We start from the raw sequence: 17374 nt of genomic DNA, 5'->3' as shown, positions 1-17374 counted from the left end.
GCAGCACCTCTGCCATCTTGCGATCGACGATCTCAAAGTCCGGGAATACTGTGCGTGTCTTCATTGTCGAGCGAGGCCCGCCTCGAACGGAAGCGGGCTCACTAACGATCCTTTCCGCTCGGAATCCACGCGTCAAGGATTCCGCCCGAAACCCGCTACTCTCCACCCACGAACGAAAGATCCGTGTCGATGGCGCGCTCGAGGGTGCGCTGGTCGCTGACGTAGGCGCGGATGGCGGCTTCGCCCTCGACGGCCAGGCGCTCGGTGAGGCGCGGGTCGTCGAAGCGCTTCGCCCCTTCTTGCCAGGCCGCAACGGCCTTTTCGATGTCGCCGTCCTTGGCGTAGGCGTCGCCCAGGGCGATGTGGGTGCGGATCACCCACTCCGGCGCCTTCGGCGGCAGGCCTTGGTCCTGTAGCTCGATCGCTTTCACCAGGTCGCGCGCCGCATCGTCCGAGTGGCGCATGCCCCGCGGCCAGTGCAGGTGGTTGATGCCGCGCACGTAGTAGGCCGGCCAGAAGTCCGGCTGGCGCTCGATCAGAACGTCGGCCTGGTCCAGTGCCTTGCGGGCCAGGGTGCCCTTGCAAACGATGGCCGCCAGGCCGCCGCAGGTGGGAAGCTGGTCGATGTAGGCAGAGTGCAGCTCGAAACGCCGCCAGTTGGACTCCGGCTCGGCCTCCACCAGCTCCTCGAAGAAATCCGTCGAACGTTCCCAGGCGCCATAGGTGACCGCCTCCTGGCGGTAGAGAATGGCGAGGGCGTGGGCGTTCGGCGGGTTGCCGCGCAGCTTGTCTTCCAGCTCCGTCAGCAACTGGTTGAGCTTCTCCGGAGCGATCTCCACCACCTGCGGCGCCAGATCCTCCGGCCGCCGCTCGCGCCGCTCCGGGCTCACCCGCTCGATCTGGATCCGGTCCGTGTAGGCGTCCGGATCCTGCTCGACGGTGAGAATCTGGTCCGCCGCCACGTCCTCCAGGTACTGCAGGCCGCCGTCCGGCCAGCGGATCTCCACCAGTTCCGCCGCGGCCGCCCCGCCCAGGCCGAAATGGATGCGCGGATCGCTCTGGCCGGAGTAGCTGTTGCCGCCGTCGCGCTCGCGGATCTGCTGCGCGCCGCCGGCGCTCACCGTCACCCGGGTGCCGATGCCGTCGGCGTTGACCCCGGTGGCAGGATCGGTCTTCAAGTCCAGCACCAACCAGTGCCGGCCATCGTGTGGTCCGTCGTTGCGGTACAGCTCCGCCGGCTGATGCTGGTTGGCCAGGAACAGGTCGAGGTCGCCGTCGTTGTCGTAGTCGAAGACTGCCGCGCCGCGGTTGTCGCCGCGACTGGTAATCCCCAACTCCTCGGCCAACTCGACGAACTGGAACAGCCCGTCGTTGCGGAACATCCGGACATGCTCATAGCCGGAGAAGGAGCGGTCGCCGATGGGGGGCCAGTTGGCGGCGTCGGACACATCGTCGCCGGTCACTGTCCAGGAGGCCAGGTCGTACCAGAAGTTGCCCTCGCCGGCGCTGATGAAGCCGTTCAACTGCACGATGTCGAGATCCGCGTCGTTGTCGAAGTCGAAGAACTTGCCGCCCCAACCCCAGCCGCCGTCGTAGGTGCCGGACTCCAGGGCCAGATCCGTCAGGGTCACCACGCCGTCGGCGCCGGGGCCGTTGTTGTGCCACAGCATGTTGCCTTCCTGCAGATACTCGGCAGTGGTGATGTTGGTGACGAAGGCGTCGAGCCAGCCGTCGTTGTTGAAATCCCCGAAGTCGATGTTCATGCCCTTCTTGGTGTCGATGCCGATGGCCTGTTCGGTGATGTTGCCGAAGGTGCCGTCACCGTTGTTGCGGAACAGCTGGTCCGGCCCGAAGTCGTTGGCGCAGTAGAGATCCGGCCAGCCGTCGTTGTCGATGTCGGCGGAGCCGGCGGCCAGGGTCCAGCCGGTATCGTCCACCGCCAAGTCCGCCGCCACCTCGTCAAAGGTGCCGTCCGGCCGCTGGTGATAGAGGAAGTTGCGGCCGGCGTTGCGGGATTTCTCGAAGTCGTCGTGCATGATGCGGGTGTCTTCGAGGTTCCACAGGTCGACTTCCTTGAAGTAGTTGCCGACGTAGATGTCCAGCCGGCCATCGCGGTCGAAGTCGAAGAACACCGCCGAAGCACCGTTTGCCCACTGGCTGCCGGCGCTGCCGTCGCGCCGCCGGAAGACCCGCTCGGTGATCTCCGTGAAGGTGCCGTCGCCGTTGTTTGAGTAGAGCGAGTCGGTGCCCCAACGCACCAGGTAGAGATCCGGCCAGCCGTCGTTGTCCACGTCACCCCAGATGGCGTCCATGCTCGCGCCGCGCTCGTCGTTGGCGGCGGCCAGGCCGGCGTCGGCGCCGCGCTCGGTGAAGGTGCCGTCGCCGTTGTTGCGGTAGAGGAAGTTGGGCTCGCCCTTGCGCGAGTTGGTGACGAACAGGTCCACCCAGCCGTCGCCATCGTAGTCGGCGGCGGCCACCGCCGCGCCGATCGATGACACCCAGGAGTTGATGTGCGCCAGCTTGGCGTCGAGGTTCGGCTTGCGGTGAAGGTGCGCGAAGCCCGCCTCGGCGGCCACCTCCGTGAACACCGGTTCGGCCTTCTTCGGCGCCTCGGACGCCTGGGAGGAACAGCCGGACAGGGCGCCGAAGGCGAGCAAGGCGAAAAGTCCTAAAGGAGTCGTCGTGCGGAGAAGGAATGCGGGGGAGAGGGGCATGGCGTCTTCTTTCGGGATCGGGATGAGGGATTCGAGAGTGGGTGCGATTTGCAGATCGGCCTTTTCTGAAGTTTATGAGTGAATAGCTATTGTAGTCCTGACGCGCGAGCTCGGCAACCGCGGCCTTCTCTCGGCGCTCGGACCGAAGGCGGAATTTTTCTCCCCCTCAGAAAGGTTCTGAAAAACGATCCGACACCGGATCGTCCCAACTTGTATCAGCGCGAAAGCGACACCCTTTGAAGGACTCGACTCGCTCGTCTGCTTTCTTACCGGCGGCGAGCAAAGTAGGCTGGATTCGCGAGTCGGGGAGTTTGCCCATCGCGCCCACTGGAGGCCACCATGAGCGACGTGAAGACCAAGACCGATGCCGAGTGGCGTGAGGAACTCACGCCGGAGCAGTACGCCATCGCCCGCCAGGGAGGGACGGAGCGGGCCTTTACCGGCGCCTACTGGGACAACAAAGAAACCGGTGTCTACCGCTGCATATGCTGCGACGCGGAGCTGTTCCGGTCCGACACCAAGTACGACTCCGGTTCCGGCTGGCCGAGCTTTTGGGAGCCCACCGAATCCGACGCGATTCACCTGGAGCGCGACACCAGCCACGGCATGATCCGCACCGAGGCCAAGTGCGCCCGCTGCGACGCCCACCTCGGCCACGTCTTTCCGGACGGCCCGCAGCCGACCGGCGAGCGCTACTGCATCAATTCCGCGTCGCTGGATTTCAAGCCCGGCGACTGAACCTTCGTGCGGGCTTCCCGTAGAATCGAAGGAAGGGCGCGCCGCCGAGGGACTCACCGGCGGCGCGCTTTTTTCTGACATTCAAAAACGTTGGGAGACCCCATGCCTCACCTCGCGACCCGTTCGAAGTTCGTCCTCGCCTTTTTGGTCGGCCTGCTCATGACGAGCGCCGCCAGCGCCGAGACCCGCCTCCTCCGCTTTCCGGACATCCATCAGAACCGGGTCGTCTTTTCCTATGCCGGCGATCTCTGGACAGCCTCCGCCGAGGGCGGCGCGGCCACCCGCTTGACCGCCCACCCGGGCGTGGAGCTATTCGCCAAGTTCTCGCCGGACGGAGAATGGATTGCCTTCACCGGCCAGTACGATGGCGACGAGCAGGTGTACGTGATGCCCAGCACCGGCGGCGAGCCCCGCCAGCTCACCTTCTATCCAGCCCTGGGACCCCTGCCGCCACGCTGGGGCTACGACCACCAGGTATACGGCTGGGCGCCGGACAGCCGGGCGGTGCTCTTCCGCTCGGCGCGGGACGGCTGGGACCTCACCGACGGCCGCCTCTATACGGTGGACCGTGAGGGCGGCATGCCGGAGGCGCTGCCGATGCCCGTCGCCGGTTCCGGTGACCTGTCGCCGGACGGCAGCCAGGTGGTCTACTCCCCGCTGTTCCGCGACTTCCGGAGCTGGAAGCGCTACCAGGGCGGCTGGGCGCAGGACCTGGTGCTCTACGACATCGCGAGCGGCGCCGTCACGCCGGTGACCGAGCACCCGCGGACCGATCGCGATCCGATGTGGGCCGGCGACGACATTTACTTCGCGTCGGATCGCACCGGCACCCTGAATCTCTATCGCTTCGACGGCGACGGCGCCGCCACGGCGGTGACCAAGAGCTCCGCCGAGGACGTACGCTGGCCGAGTTCGGACGGGCAGAGCCAGATCATCTATGAACTGGGCGGCACCCTGCACGTCTACGACACCGCCGCAGGCGCTTCGCGAGCCCTCGCCATCCGAGTGCCCACGGACGGCCTGTGGACTCGCCCCTCCTTCCAACCGGTGGCGGACTATATCGAGGCCTTCGACCTCGGCGCCGGCGCCGAGACGGCGGTGTTCGCGGCCCGCGGCGATGTCTTCACGGTCGCCGTCGAGGACGGCTTGGCCCGCAACCTCACCCGCTCCTCGAACGCCCACGAGAAGGGCGTGGCGATCTCGCCGGACGGCAAGCACATCGCCTTTCTGTCGGATCGGGACGGGGAAGAAGAGATCTATTTGGCCGCCACCAACGGCCGCGGCGGGATCGAACAGCTCACCGACGGCGGCAGCGAATTCCGCTATGCGCCGTTTTGGTCGCCGGACGGTGAGCGCCTGGCCTTTGCCGACAAATCCGGCCATCTGTGGTCGCTCGCAATCGATAGCCGCGAGCTGACCGAGGTGGCCTACGATCCCCTCGGACGCATCCAGGACGCCGACTGGTCGCCGGACGGCCGCCACCTGGCCTTCAGCCTGCAGGAGCCGAGCACCTTTTCTTCGCTGTGGATCTGGAGCGTCGATGGCGGCGAGCCGCGGCGGGTCACCAACGAGCGCTTCCACGAGTGGGCCCCCAGCTGGTCGCGCGACGGCGAATACCTGTTCTATTTGAGCGACCGGGAGTTCGCCCCGCAGATCGGCTCCTGGGAGTGGAACTATGTGGTGGACCGGGAGACCTACATCTACGCCCTGGCCCTCAAAGCCGAAGGCAAAAACCCCTTCCCACCGCGTGAACTCGAAGACGAGGAAGAGGGCGAAGAGGAAGCCGAAGACGACGCCCCCAAGGCCAAGAAGCAGCGCAAGAAGGGTGGCGACAAGGCCGCCAAAGACGACGACAAACAAGGTGGCGACGAGACGGACGGGAAGAAGCTGCCCGAGGTACGCATCGACTTCGAAGGCCTCGCCCAGCGCGTCGCCCGGGTGCCGGTGGATGCGGACAACTATGGCGGCTTGATGGCCGTAGACGGCCACCTGCTCTACACCCGGGGCGGCAGCTTCTACTACGGTCGCCGGTCCGACGTGCGTCCGGAGCTTCGCGTCTTCTCCCTGGAAGACCGCGAGGAAGAGACCCTCGCCCAGGGCATCCAGGGCTATGCCGTGGATCTCTCCGCGAACAAGATCCTGCTGCTCAAGAACGGCGAGTACGAGATCCGGGAGATCGGCAAGGGCGGCGACGGTGAAGCGGTCTCCACCGACGGCCTCGCCATGCAGGTCGATCCGCGCCAGGAATGGGCGCAGATCTTCGACGAGGTGTGGCGCCGCTACCGCGACTTCTTCTACGTCGAGAACATGCACGGCTACGACTGGCAGACCCTGGCCGAGCGCTACCGGCCGCTGGTGGCGGAAGTCGGCCACCGGGCGGATCTGAACTACGTGTTGTCGGAGATGATCGCCGAGTTGAACGTCTCCCACGCTTATGTTTCCGGCGGCGACATCGACCTGCCGGAGCGGCCGGGAGTGGCGCTCCTTGGCGCCCGCTTCGAACTCGACGAGGCGAGCGGCCGCTACCGCATTGCGCGCATCTTCTCCGGCCAGAACGCCGAGGATCGCTACCGTTCTCCGCTGACGGCGATCGGGGTGAACGTTGCCGAGGGGGACTACCTGCTGACGGTCGACGGTGAGCCCCTGGAGGCGCCGGACAACCCCTGGCGGCTGCTGCGCCACCGCGCCGACCGGCCGGTGGAGCTGACCGTCGCGAAGACCGCCGACGGCTCCCGGGCCCGGCGGGTGGTGATCGACCCGATCGCCGGCGAGGACAGCCTGCTGTACCTGGCCTGGACGGAGCACAATCGCCGCAAGGTGGACGAGCTGTCCGGCGGCCGGGTCGGCTACCTCCACATCCCGGACATGGGGTCCAACGGCATCCGCGAATTCATCAAGTACTTCTACTCGCAGATCCGCAAGGAGGGGCTGGTGATCGACGTGCGCGGCAACGGCGGTGGCAACGTGTCGCAAATGTTGATCGAACGCCTGCGGCGGGAGGTTCTGGCGCTGGGCTACCGGCGCGATTCGGCCGCGCCGTCCACCTATCCGGCGGTAGTCTTCGCCGGACCGATGGCGGCGCTGTTGAACGAGACCTCCGCCTCCGACGGCGATATCTTCCCGGCGATGTTCCGCCAGGCGGGCCTCGGACCGCTGATCGGCAAGCGTTCCTGGGGCGGCGTGGTGGGCATCACCGGCCACGGCCCGCTGATCGACGGCGGCGGAGTTTCCGTTCCGGAGTTCGGTTTCGCCTCGCCGGACGGCGACTGGATCATCGAAGGCTTCGGAGTGGAGCCGGACATTGTGGTGGAGAACGATCCGGCCTCCCTTCTCGCCGGCCGCGATCCACAGCTCGAGCGAGGCGTCGAGGAGGTCATGAAGCAACTCGACGATCCGTCGACCTACCGCTTGCCGCAGGCCCTGCCGGAGGGACCGGACAAGACGCCCTGATTGATTCCTCGGCGCGAGCGCGGAAGAATCATGCGGACCGGTGGCCGGTGAACGGCCACCGGATGCGGACCACCGGATGCGGATCACCGGATGCGGATCACCGGATGCGGACCACCGGATGCGGACCACCGGTCCCCCAGGAACCACGACATGGCCAAGGATCAGCCCAAGAAATCGCCGAAACGCAGGCCGAGGACCGGGAAGTCGCGCTGGTCCAAGCGGCCTCTGTGGACGCTCCTCGGCCTGTCGGCCCTCGGGCTGACGGCGGTGGTGCTTTCGAGCCGCAAGATCCACCCGATGGCCGACTGGCAGGACTTGCTCGACGACGAGCCCGATCCCCGCCGGCTGCAACGCTTCCCCTCCGCCAAGGTGCCCATCGCCGGCGCTGTCGGCAACCTGGCCGCTTACGATGGCGGTGCCGGCTCCCCACCGGTGATCTTCGTCCACGGCCTCGGCGGCACGGCGGCGCAGTGGAGCGCGCAGCTCGAAGCCCTGCGCGGCGCCCAACGGGCGGTGGCCGTCGACCTGCGCGGCCACGGCCACTCGGAACCGTCGGAAGAAGGCGCCTATGCCCTCGCCGACTACGCGACGGACGTCCTCGCCGTCGCCGACCAGCTCGGCCTCGACTCCTTCGTCCTCGTCGGCCACAGTCTCGGCGCCTTGGTGACCATCGCCCTGGCGGCGGAGCAGCCGGAGCGGGTGGCCGGGCTGTTCCTGGTCGACCCGAACGGCGACCAGTCCGAGGTGCCGCGGGACGAGATCGACCAGTACCTCAGAGTTTTCGAGCGAGACCCGGCGGGCGAACTCCACTGGCACTTCCGCCAGATCCTCGCCGGAGCGGACGAAGCGGTGAGGCAGCAGGTGCTCCAGACTCTCGAAGACGTTGAAGGGGACGCCATCACCCCCTCCCTCGCCTCGGCCAGCGCTCTGCCGGCGGCGAAACTGCTGGCGAAATACGAGGGGCCCCGCAAGATCCTGGCGACGGACGTCAACCAGCTTCCGATCAGCCTGCACCAACTCCTGCCGGACCTGCCGTCCGTCCACTTGGCGGACACCAGCCACTGGCCGATGCTCGATCAGCCGGAAGTGGTGAACGAGCTGCTGGCAGACTTTCTGATCTCGGTCAGGGCTTGATCGTTCCCCTCTTCTGTAAGGACTTCGCCCGCGGAGCGTAGGGATGGGCGAAGACCAACGGAAGGAGGGACGATTGCAGTCCGCAACCCAAGCCAACACCCCAGATGAATCCCTCGGAGCCTTTCCACCGATCGGTGGGAAACCTCTAGAAGATCTATATGCCAAGAACCACGACTTGGTGTTCCGCGCCGCCTACCGGGTCACCGGCAACGCGATGGACGCCGAGGACGTGCTCCAGACGGTGTTCATGCGCCTGCTGCGCCGTGAGCAACACGGATTGACCGGCGATGCCGGACCGTACCTGCACCGGGCGGCGGTCCACGCGGCCGTCGATTTGCTGCGCCACAAGAAGCGTCAGCGGCTCACCGCCGACGTGGCGGACCTCGCCGAAGCGGTAGAGGACCCGAAGGCGCCGCGGCCGGATGCCGGCCCCGAACGCGAACACCTGCGCCAGGCTCTGCGCTCCGCTATGGGCCGCCTGCGGCCGTCGGCGGCGGAGATCTTCGCCCTGCGCTATTTCGAAAACCTACCGAATCACGAGATCGCCGAGCACCTCGACATGACGCCGACGGCAGTGGCCGTCAGCCTGCACCGCTCACGCGGTCGCCTGCGGGATGAGCTCGCGAGCCTCGACGCACGATCTTTGACTGAAGGACAGGAGAGGGGCCAATGACCACGAAACAAGAAAATACGGGCCAGAACGCTGATTCCCTGCACGAGCTAGAGGCTCCTCTCGACGGTGCGGTCCGAGCGGCCCGCCAACAGTCGATCGACCCGCAGACCCTTCGCCAGGCGGCGGACCGGGTGTGGGCCCGCCTCGCCGAAGAGGCGCGGAAGCCGACCGCCGTCAGCGCCGCCGAAACCGATGGCTCGATCGTCGGCTGCTCCGGCTACCAGAGCTTGATCCCCGAGTACCTGGCCGGCGACCTGTCGCCGGAGCGCTCGATGTTGCTCGAAGACCACAGCCGTGAGTGCGTCCCCTGCCGACGTGCCCTGACGGCGGCGCGCTCTCGCTCGACGGAAGAGGCCATCCCAGCGGCCGCCACCTTGGCGAAGTCGCCTTCCCGCACCAGCCGCTGGCTGGCGGTGGCGGCCGTCGCCGTCGTGGCCGTCGGCCTGTTCGCCTTCATGGCCGCCTCCGGCTGGCTCGGCGCCGCGCCGGTGACCGTTGCCGCCTTGGACGGCAACCTCCAGCGCCTCGACGACGGCGCCGGCGGCACCCTCGCGGCGGGAGCGCATTTCAAGCCCGGCGAGGCGGTGCGGACCGGGCGGGATTCCACCGCCCTACTGCGCCTCGACGACGGCTCGACCCTCGAACTCGGCGAGCGCACCCAGGTGACGGTGCGTAACGGTTGGCGCGGCACCACCGTCCACTTGGGCCGCGGCTCGCTGATCGTCGAAGCGGCGGATCAGCGGCCGCGCCATTTGTTCGTCGCCACGGACGACTGCCTGGTATCCGTCACCGGCACCGTCTTCTCCGTCGACAACGGCTTGATGGGTTCCCGCGTGGCGGTGGTCGAAGGGGAAGTGCGGGTCGCCCAGCAGAAGGGCGAGACGGTTCTCGGCCCGGGCGACCAGGTGACCACCCGCAACGGCCTGGCGACGCTGCCGGTGGAAGAGCAGATCGCCTGGAGCCGCAACGTCGATCGCTACCTGGCGATGATGGGTGAGCTGCGGGCTTTGAAGAGCGAGATCGATGCGCGGGTGCCGGATCTACCGGCGCGCGGCGCCGGTCGTCTCCTGGAGACGGTGCCGGCCGGCACCACCGCCTATTTTGCCCTGCCCAACTTCAGCGAGTCCCTGAGCGAGAGCTATGCGGTGCTCAAGGATCGCTTGACGGACAGCCCGGTGCTCGCCGACTGGTGGAGCCGCCACATGGCGGAGGGTGAAGGCGAGATGGATCGCATGATCGACTCCATCCGCGACTTCGGCTCCTTCCTCGGCGACGAACTGATCGTCACCCTGGCCAATGATCGGAACACCGAAGGCGGCGCTGTCGCCCTTCTGATGGCCGCCGAGGTGGTGGGTGCCGGCTTCGAGGCGCATCTCGACGAGGTCGCCCGGCAGCTCGCCGAGGAGGCCGGCTACGAGGTGCTGCGGCCCTTCGACCCGGCGGTGATCGGCACCCCCGCCGGGGGCGACCACCTCGGCCTGTGGGCCTGGTACGGCGACGGCCTGTTCCTCGTCTCGCCGGACCTCGAGGCACTCGATCGCGGCGTCGCGACCATCGAGGGCCAGCGCCGAACCTTCGCCGGCTCGCGCCTGGAGGGCCGGATTCTCGATGCCTACCGGGACGGCGTGGAGTGGCTCTTCGCCGGCGATCTCTCCTCTCTGATGGCGGAGAGCGACGGCGAGCGCAACGACCTCACCGCCCTCGACCAGCTCGACATCGCGGTCGTCGAACATCATAGCGGCGCTGAGCGCTCCGTCACCCGCGCGGACCTCTCCTTCGCCGGAGCGCGCAGCGGCATGTGGGCCTGGCTCGCTCCGCCGGCGCCGATGGGCTCCCTCGACCTGATCTCGCCGGACGCTTCCCTGGCGGTAGCGCTGATCGTCAAGGAGCCGTCGGCGATGCTGGAAGACCTCTTGCTGACCGGCGAGGCCGACCTCGACGCCTTGACCCGAGCCGAGGACGAGGTCGGCGTCGACCTGCGCAACGATCTACTGCCGGCCCTGGGCGGCGAAGTGGCCTTCGCCCTCGACGGCCCGATCCTGCCGATCCCGGCCTGGAAGCTGATCGTCGAGGTGGACGACCCGGTGGCCCTGCAGAGCGGCATCGAAACGCTGGTGCGGCGCACCGCCGACGAGCGCGGCGGTACCGGCCCGACCCTCGAACAAGAGGAAGCGAACGGCCGCACCTACTATCGCGTGGTCGGCGAAGGTCCGCTCGCCATCCACTACACCTACGCCGCCGGCTACCTGGTGGCCGGGCCGGACCGCAGTGCCCTAGAGCGCACCTTCGACCTGGCCCGCGCCGGCGCCAGCCTGTCCGGCTCGGCGACCTTCCTCGGCCTGTTGCCGCCGGAAGGCAGCGCTGACGTGTCGGGCATCTTCTACCAGCACCTCGGTCCGGTGGTGGCTCCGGTGGTCGGAGAACTCGGCCGCCTGACCGGCGAGGGCCAACTGACCGGCGACCAGGCGCGTGCCTTCCAACAGTTGGCGCGCGACAGTCATCCGATGCTGGCCTACGCCGTCGGCGAGGAGGACCGCATCCGGGTGGTCGGCAGCCACTGGGGCGGCACCATGGGCCTCGGAGTACAGACCTTCCTCGGCCTTGGGGGGTTGGCGGACCTCTTCGAAGACAGTTCTTACCGCTAGGTCGCCAACGACGCTCTAACGGGCAGGAAACCGGCCGGGCCGCTCTTTCAAGGGGCCCGGCCGGAACTTTGTTTCGGGCTCCCGCGTAGGGACCCTCGGAGGGAACAAATGAGAGATCGGCCGGTGGCAGACAGCAGCACGGAGCATCCGCGATGACGACGATCATCGAACTCGACGGCCTGGAGGTCACCCTCGGCCGGCACCTCATCCTCAAGGGCCTGAGCGCCGAACTGGGCGGCCGCTGTATCGGCCTCTTGGGACCGAACGGCGCCGGCAAGACCACCCTTCTGAACACCCTCTTGGGCTTCTACCCGCCGAGCGCCGGCGGCATCCGCATCTTCGGCCACGACGTGAGCCGCGACGCGCTGGCGATCCGCAAGCTGACCGGCTTCATGCCGGAACGCGACGCCTTCATCTCCGGCAGGACCGCGGTGCGCTTCGTTCGCTTGATGGGCGAGCTGTCCGGGCTGCCCGCCGACAAGGCGCTGGAACGGGCCCACGAGGCCCTCTTCTACGTCGGCCTCGGCGAGGCCCGCTACCGCCCGATGGAGAGCTACTCGCTGGGCATGAAGCAGCTCGCCAAGCTGGCCCAGGCGATCGTCCACGGCCCGCGACTGCTGCTCCTCGACGAGCCCACCGCCGGCCTCGACCCGCCGGCCCGGGAGCGCATGCTGGAGCACATCCGCGAGATCCGCGAGCGCGGCGATACGCACATCATCCTGTCGTCGCACCTGCTGCGGGACGTCGAGCGCTGCTGCGACGAAGTGCTGGTCTTGAAGGACGGCCGGATCGCCGTCTACCGCGACCTGGCCGAGGAGCGCCAGTCCAACCGCAGCTTCATCGAACTGGAAGTACGGGGTGCCGAGGAAGCCTTCACGACGGCGATTCGCGAGCTGGGTATCGAGTGCGCCGTCAGCGGCAACGGCCGGCGGCCGCGACGCATCAAGGCGGTGCTGCCGGAGGACGTGGCGGTGCGCGATCTCTACCGCCTGGCGGCGGACCGGGAAGTGCAGATCCGCCGCCTCACCTACAAACGCGACTCGCTGGAAGAGATCTTCTTGGCGGCGATGGAGGGGACGGCGATCGAACCTTCGCGCCTCGCCCCGCCGCCGGCCGCCACCTCACCGGAAGGGAGCGCCGAGTAACCCATGGCCGTCTTCGAACGCACCATGCGTCCCTTCGAGGGACCCTTCACCCCGCGCCGCTGGCGGTTTCTGATTCTCGCCCGCTACGCCTGGCGATCGATCTTCTCGTCGCGCCTGTTGACCGGCTTTTTCGCCCTCTGTTTCGGTCCGGTGGTGGCCGCCCTGATCTTCGCTTTTCTGCGCAACAATCCCACCGCGCTACAGACCTTCCAGATCGCCCTCGGCGACATGCCCGCCCTCGATGACACCTTCTTCTTCTACTTCATGCGGGTCCAGGGCATCCTGGCGGTGATCCTGGCGGCCTTCGTCGGTCCCGGCCTGATCGCGCCGGACCTCGCCCACGGCGCCCTGCCGCTCTATCTGGCCCGGCCCTTCAGCCGCGGCGACTACGTCCTCGGCAAGGCCACCACCCTACTGGTGCTGTTGTCGTCGGTGACCTGGCTGGCCGCCGGGCTGGTGTGGCTCTTGAACGGCATCATGGACCCGGGGCCGTTCACCGCCGGCCAGCTCAAGACCGGTTTCGCCATCGCCTTCGGCGGCATCGTCTGGGTGGTGGTGATCGCGCTGGTGTCGATGGCCTTTTCGGCCTGGTTGCGCTGGAAGATTCCCGCCGGAGCGGCGATCTTCGCCACCTTCTTCGTGTCCGATGCCATGGCCGCCATCACCAACGAGATCTTCAAGACCCAGTGGGCCAGCCTGCTGAGCCTGCGGTGGTCCATCGTGCGAGCCTGGGAGGCGCTTTTCTTCTCCACCCCCCGGGCGGACGGTGACCTGCCGGCGATCACCGCCTGGCTGGCGCTGGCGGCGATCAGCGCGCTGTGCCTGTGGGTGATCCACCGCAAACTGCGGGCCTACGAGGTGGTGTCATGAACGACCGGCTGCTGCGTTTTGACGGGGTGTCGAAGTTCTACGGCGAGGTACTCGGCGTCAACCACGTCCATCTGGCGATCGAACCGGGAATCACCTCCCTGGTGGGCCCTAACGGCTCCGGCAAGTCCACCCTGCTCAACCTTTTGACCGGCCTGCTGAACCCTTCCCGCGGCACCGTCTCGGTGCTCGGCATCCCGCGTTCCCAGCCGCAGGAGCTGTTCCGGCTGGTCGGCTACGCGGCGCAGTACGATGGTTTTCCGCGCGGCGCCACCGCCCGGCGCCATCTCCAGAACGTCCTCGGCCTGCACGGCCTCGATCGCGCCGCCGCCCGGCAGCGCACCGGCGAAGTGCTGGAGCAGGTCGGCCTGGTGCACGCCGCGGACCGCAAGATCGCCGGCTACAGCAAGGGCATGCGCCAGCGGGTCAAGCTCGCTCAGGCGATCTGCCACCGGCCGGCGGTGCTGCTTCTGGACGAACCTCTGAACGGCCTCGACCCGATGGTGCGGGCGGAGATGATCGAACTCTTCAAGGCCCAGGCGGAGCGGGGACTGCACGTGGTGATCTCCAGCCATATCCTGCACGAAGTGGATGTGATCTCGGATCGCGTGGTGTTGCTCGACGGCGGCTACGTGGTCGCCAAGGGCGCCATCGAGGGAGTGCGCGAAGAGGTCGAAGACGAGCCCCTGCAGGTGCTGGTGCGCTGCGACCGGCCGTCCCGCCTGGCGGCGCGCCTGCTGGAGAAGGATCACCTGGTCGAAGTGAAGATCCACCCGGATCAGGGCGGCCTGCTGCTCAGCACCCGCGACGCGGACGGCCTCTACCTGGAACTCAACCGCGCTGTACTGGAAGAAGACTTCGCCATCGAGGGGGTGGCGCCGGCGGACTCCGATGTCGCCGCCGTCTATGATTACCTGATCGGTCCCGGAGGTGGACGATGAGCGACAAACCGCGGACCACCGCAGCCGACAAAAATCTCAACCGCCGCCAGGGGCTGACGGTCTTTCGCATGGAGCTGCGGCGGATCTTCTTCGGTCCCGGCTTTTTCGCCCTGCTGCTGCTCGCGGCGCTGCCGATCTTTCCCTTTGCGCTGCGCCTGGTGGTTTCCCTCCTTTTCCCCGCCGAGCGAGCCGTCGCCGACACCACCACCGTCTTCGCCGCGGTCTTTCAGGGCTTCATCCTGCCGATGGTGTTGTTTTTCGGCTGCGTGATGATCTTCACCGGCCTGATCCGCCGGGAGGTTCGCGAGCGCACCTTGCACCACCTGTTCTTGGCGCCGGTACCGCGGCGCACCATCCTGCTGGGCAAGTACGCCGCCGGAGTGTTCGCCGGCACGCTGGTGTTCGCAACCTCGACGTTGGTCGCCTTCGCCCTCGCCTACGCGCCCCACCTGTTCGCGCCGGGAAGCTCCGAAGGTGGAATCGACGGCCAGAGCTTCGCCCTGCGCACGCTCTTCCTCGCCGGCCCGGGCTTCGGTCACCTGCTGCGCTACCTGCTGGTGATCGCCCTCGGCACGATCGGCTACGGTGCGGTGTTCCTCCTCTTCGCCATGTTCGTGAAGAATCCCATCGTGCCGATGTTCGGCGTTCTCGCCTGGGAATCGATCAACGCCATCCTGCCGGTGGCCCTGAAGAAGATCAGCGTCTACCACTACCTCCACGGCCTCTGCCCGGTACCGGTGGTCGACCTGCCCTTCGCCATCCTCGCCCAGGCGCCCTCGCCGTGGGTGGCCATCCCGGGACTGCTGGCGCTGGCGGCGGTTCTGCTGTGGATTTCGACCCTGAAATTCGATCGAATGGAGATTCAATATGGAGGGGAGTGATGGGATGGATGAAGATTCGCTTCGCGAATGTTTTCATCCACCCAATCACTGTCTCTTTCCAGGGGGTCTAGGCGCCCCCCTCGCCCTCCGGGCTCGGGTCGCGAAGCCATCGCGCCATCCTCAGCTCGACCTCTGATGGCTCCAGAAATCGGCCCTGCTCGATATCGCGAAGGCCCTTGGCAATCCGCTCCAGCACAAAGGCTCTGTAGCCTTCGTCTGGTTCCAGCGGCTCGCTGCTCTCACTCTCGCTCACGGTGCCAGTTTACCTGGGGAGGTTACCGGTTAGACTCGGGAGCCGCGCCGCCGCGCAACCATCTCATCCAGGCGGCGGCGGTTCTGGAGACGATCGATGTCGACTTACTCGCAGTACGTGGACGAACCCGGATTCGACCATTCCGAGATGCCGGCGGTGGGGGTGCTGATCGCCAATCTCGGCACGCCCCAGGCACCGACGGCGAAGGCGCTTCGGCCCTATTTGCGGCAGTTCTTGTCGGACCCCCGGGTGATCGAGCTGCCGCGCTGGCTGTGGTCCATCATCCTCAACCTGTTCGTCTTGACCACCCGGCCGAAGGCCTCCGCCGCCCTCTACCAAGAGATCTGGACGGAGGAGGGCTCCCCGCTGTTGGTGATGGCCGAACGCCAGACGGCCGCCGTTGCGGAGGCTCTGCGGGCCGAAGTGGGCACGCCGCTCCATTTTGCTCTCGGCATGCGCTACGGCCAGCCGTCCATCCCCAAGGCCTTGAACGAACTGCGTGAAAACGGTTGCCGGCGGATCGTCTTTCTGCCCCTCTACCCACACTACTCCGCCACCAGCACCGCCTCCACCTTCGATGCCGTGGCGGCAGAGCTGATGACCTGGCGGCGAGTGCCGGAGCTGCGGACGATCATGTCGTACCACGACGAACCGGGGTTCATCGACGCCCTGGTAGCTTCCATTCGTGAGGTTTGGGAGCGCGACGGCGAACCGGACAAGCTGCTGTTTTCCTACCACGGCATTCCACTCCGCTACTTCCAGAACGGCGATCCCTACCACTGCCTGTGCCACAAGACCTCCCGGCTGGTGGCCGAGAAACTAGGCATCGGCCAGGAGCGCTACGACGTTTCCTTCCAGTCGCGCTTCGGGCGAGAGGAGTGGCTCCAGCCCTACACGGACGTCACCATCCGGGCGATGGCAAAGGCCACCGTCGGCAAGCTCGACGTGATCAGCCCGGCCTTCTCCGCCGACTGCCTGGAGACGCTGGAGGAATTGGACGGCCAGAACCGCGAGTTCTGGGTGGAAGCCGGCGGGAGCGACGAGGACTACCGTTACCTGCCCTGCCTCAACGACCGGCCAGACCACATCCGCCTTCTCGCCAATCTGCTGCGGCGCAACCTCGCCGGCTGGGTGGAACCGGCGCCGGAGTTCCGCCCGCAAGAAGTGCGGGCCGAGGTCGCCGAATCCGAGCGACGCGCCCGAGAGATGGCCGCGGCCGGCGTCGAGGAAGACGCCGGCTATGGCAGCTAGCTGCCGCCTCGGTCGTCGACCTCGGGAGCGAAAATCCACCCGGTGGCTCGTGGCAAATTCCAGGCGGAGTTACGCGGCGTCCTGAACCTCGGGAGCTTCCTGCGCTCCTTCGCTGCCGGTCTCGTAGGCCAGCCACAGGAAACCGGCGGGACCCGATGCTCCGACGAACGGCGCCGCCATCTGGGTGACGCCCGCCACGCCGCTGGGCTTGGTCGTCAGGTCGTCGGTCTCCAGAATCCAGCCGTCCCGCTCGTCGATGCGGCCGGTGGTGATCAGCTTGCGATCGCTGCCGGCGAGCACGGAGCCGCGCGGTCCCACGACATGCAGGGAATCGATGCCCTCGATCTCCAGGGCGGCGCTCACCGCCTGGTTGAGGCCCGTCGAGTCCTTCGACAGCACCATCGGCAGTATGCCCGCCGCCAGTGAGCGGAACACCGCCTCGGCCTCTTTCTGCGCCGCTTCCTCCTGCAGCCGCTTCGCTTCCGTCTGGAAGGTCATCAGGCGCGAGTTCCAGCGGTTGGCCTGTGCTTCGAGCTCCCGCTCACGCTCGTTCTCCTTGAGGCTCCATACGCCCCAGATGGCGAGAATGGCGACGGCGACAATGGCGACATCGATCAGAGTGCGTTTCATTCCAGGCCCCCTTCCCAGGTCCGACGACGCGGACCTCTCCATTTCAAGTCGT

Annotated in this window: 12 protein-coding genes; 10 read left to right on the top strand and 2 right to left on the bottom strand. The window is 67.2% G+C overall.

The genetic code is table 11. The features are described from left to right. Nucleotides 1–155 precede the first annotated feature (155 nt). The gene (locus tag AAF481_04945) at nucleotides 156–2714 is read right to left on the bottom strand and encodes a CRTAC1 family protein (protein MEM7480497.1); all 2559 of its coding nucleotides are present in this window, start codon (nucleotides 2712–2714) and stop codon (nucleotides 156–158) included. Nucleotides 2715–3053: 339 nt separating this feature from the next. Between AAF481_04945 and msrB the strand changes: the two genes are divergently transcribed. From msrB to hemH, 10 genes are all read left to right on the top strand, one after another. After that, nucleotides 3054–3452: a peptide-methionine (R)-S-oxide reductase MsrB gene (gene msrB, locus AAF481_04940; protein ID MEM7480496.1), complete on the top strand. Its 399-nt coding sequence runs from the start codon at nucleotides 3054–3056 to the stop codon at nucleotides 3450–3452. 102 nt (nucleotides 3453–3554) lie between these two features. Further along, on the top strand, nucleotides 3555–6902 hold the full coding sequence (locus AAF481_04935) for a S41 family peptidase (protein MEM7480495.1): 3348 nt from the start codon (nucleotides 3555–3557) through the stop codon (nucleotides 6900–6902). A 150-nt stretch (nucleotides 6903–7052) separates the two neighbouring features. After that, entirely contained in the window at nucleotides 7053–8036 is a 984-nt protein-coding gene (locus AAF481_04930; GenBank protein MEM7480494.1) for an alpha/beta fold hydrolase, read from the top strand. A 73-nt stretch (nucleotides 8037–8109) separates the two neighbouring features. After that, nucleotides 8110–8709: a sigma-70 family RNA polymerase sigma factor gene (locus tag AAF481_04925; protein ID MEM7480493.1), complete on the top strand. Its 600-nt coding sequence runs from the start codon at nucleotides 8110–8112 to the stop codon at nucleotides 8707–8709. After that, nucleotides 8706–11354 carry a FecR domain-containing protein gene (locus AAF481_04920; protein ID MEM7480492.1) on the top strand — a complete coding sequence of 883 codons (2649 nt, stop codon included), beginning with the start codon at nucleotides 8706–8708 and terminating at the stop codon, nucleotides 11352–11354. The genes AAF481_04925 and AAF481_04920 overlap by 4 nt, the downstream gene beginning before the upstream one ends. Nucleotides 11355–11506: 152 nt before the next feature. Then, nucleotides 11507–12499, top strand: a complete 993-nt coding sequence (locus tag AAF481_04915) for an ABC transporter ATP-binding protein (GenBank protein MEM7480491.1) — start codon at nucleotides 11507–11509, stop codon at nucleotides 12497–12499. Nucleotides 12500–12502: 3 nt separating this feature from the next. After that, complete coding sequence (locus AAF481_04910; GenBank protein MEM7480490.1) at nucleotides 12503–13369, top strand: hypothetical protein; 867 nt, start codon at nucleotides 12503–12505, stop codon at nucleotides 13367–13369. After that, nucleotides 13366–14307, top strand: coding sequence for an ABC transporter ATP-binding protein (locus AAF481_04905; GenBank protein ID MEM7480489.1), 942 nt, complete (start codon nucleotides 13366–13368; stop codon nucleotides 14305–14307). The genes AAF481_04910 and AAF481_04905 overlap by 4 nt, the downstream gene beginning before the upstream one ends. Then, nucleotides 14304–15188 (top strand): ABC transporter permease, encoded by an 885-nt coding sequence (locus AAF481_04900; protein MEM7480488.1) that lies wholly within the window; start codon nucleotides 14304–14306, stop codon nucleotides 15186–15188. Before AAF481_04905 ends, AAF481_04900 begins: the two co-directional genes overlap by 4 nt. A 400-nt stretch (nucleotides 15189–15588) precedes the next feature. Further along, nucleotides 15589–16692, top strand: a complete 1104-nt coding sequence (gene hemH / locus AAF481_04895; protein MEM7480487.1) for a ferrochelatase — start codon at nucleotides 15589–15591, stop codon at nucleotides 16690–16692. Nucleotides 16693–16761: 69 nt separating this feature from the next. Here the strand turns inward: hemH and AAF481_04890 are convergent, their stop codons facing one another. Beyond that, on the bottom strand, nucleotides 16762–17322 hold the full coding sequence (locus AAF481_04890) for a hypothetical protein (protein ID MEM7480486.1): 561 nt from the start codon (nucleotides 17320–17322) through the stop codon (nucleotides 16762–16764). Nucleotides 17323–17374 lie beyond the last annotated feature (52 nt).

It is taken from the genome of Acidobacteriota bacterium (assembly GCA_039030395.1).
Taxonomy (GTDB): domain Bacteria; phylum Acidobacteriota; class Thermoanaerobaculia; order Multivoradales; family JBCCEF01; genus JBCCEF01.
Note: the sequence above shows the minus strand (reverse complement) of the source record. Positions and strands in the feature narration are given on the sequence as shown.

Excerpts from the sequence above, each read along its gene's own strand:
- AAF481_04945 (MEM7480497.1), bottom strand. The coding sequence starts at position 2,714 with ATGCCCCTCTCCCCCGCATTCCTTCTCCGCACGACGACTCCTTTAGGA.
- msrB (MEM7480496.1), top strand. The coding sequence starts at position 3,054 with ATGAGCGACGTGAAGACCAAGACCGATGCCGAGTGGCGTGAGGAACTC.
- AAF481_04935 (MEM7480495.1), top strand. The coding sequence starts at position 3,555 with ATGCCTCACCTCGCGACCCGTTCGAAGTTCGTCCTCGCCTTTTTGGTC.
- AAF481_04930 (MEM7480494.1), top strand. The coding sequence starts at position 7,053 with ATGGCCAAGGATCAGCCCAAGAAATCGCCGAAACGCAGGCCGAGGACC.
- AAF481_04920 (MEM7480492.1), top strand. The coding sequence starts at position 8,706 with ATGACCACGAAACAAGAAAATACGGGCCAGAACGCTGATTCCCTGCAC.
- AAF481_04915 (MEM7480491.1), top strand. The coding sequence starts at position 11,507 with ATGACGACGATCATCGAACTCGACGGCCTGGAGGTCACCCTCGGCCGG.
- AAF481_04910 (MEM7480490.1), top strand. The coding sequence starts at position 12,503 with ATGGCCGTCTTCGAACGCACCATGCGTCCCTTCGAGGGACCCTTCACC.
- AAF481_04905 (MEM7480489.1), top strand. The coding sequence starts at position 13,366 with ATGAACGACCGGCTGCTGCGTTTTGACGGGGTGTCGAAGTTCTACGGC.
- AAF481_04900 (MEM7480488.1), top strand. The coding sequence starts at position 14,304 with ATGAGCGACAAACCGCGGACCACCGCAGCCGACAAAAATCTCAACCGC.
- hemH (MEM7480487.1), top strand. The coding sequence starts at position 15,589 with ATGCCGGCGGTGGGGGTGCTGATCGCCAATCTCGGCACGCCCCAGGCA.
- AAF481_04890 (MEM7480486.1), bottom strand. The coding sequence starts at position 17,322 with ATGAAACGCACTCTGATCGATGTCGCCATTGTCGCCGTCGCCATTCTC.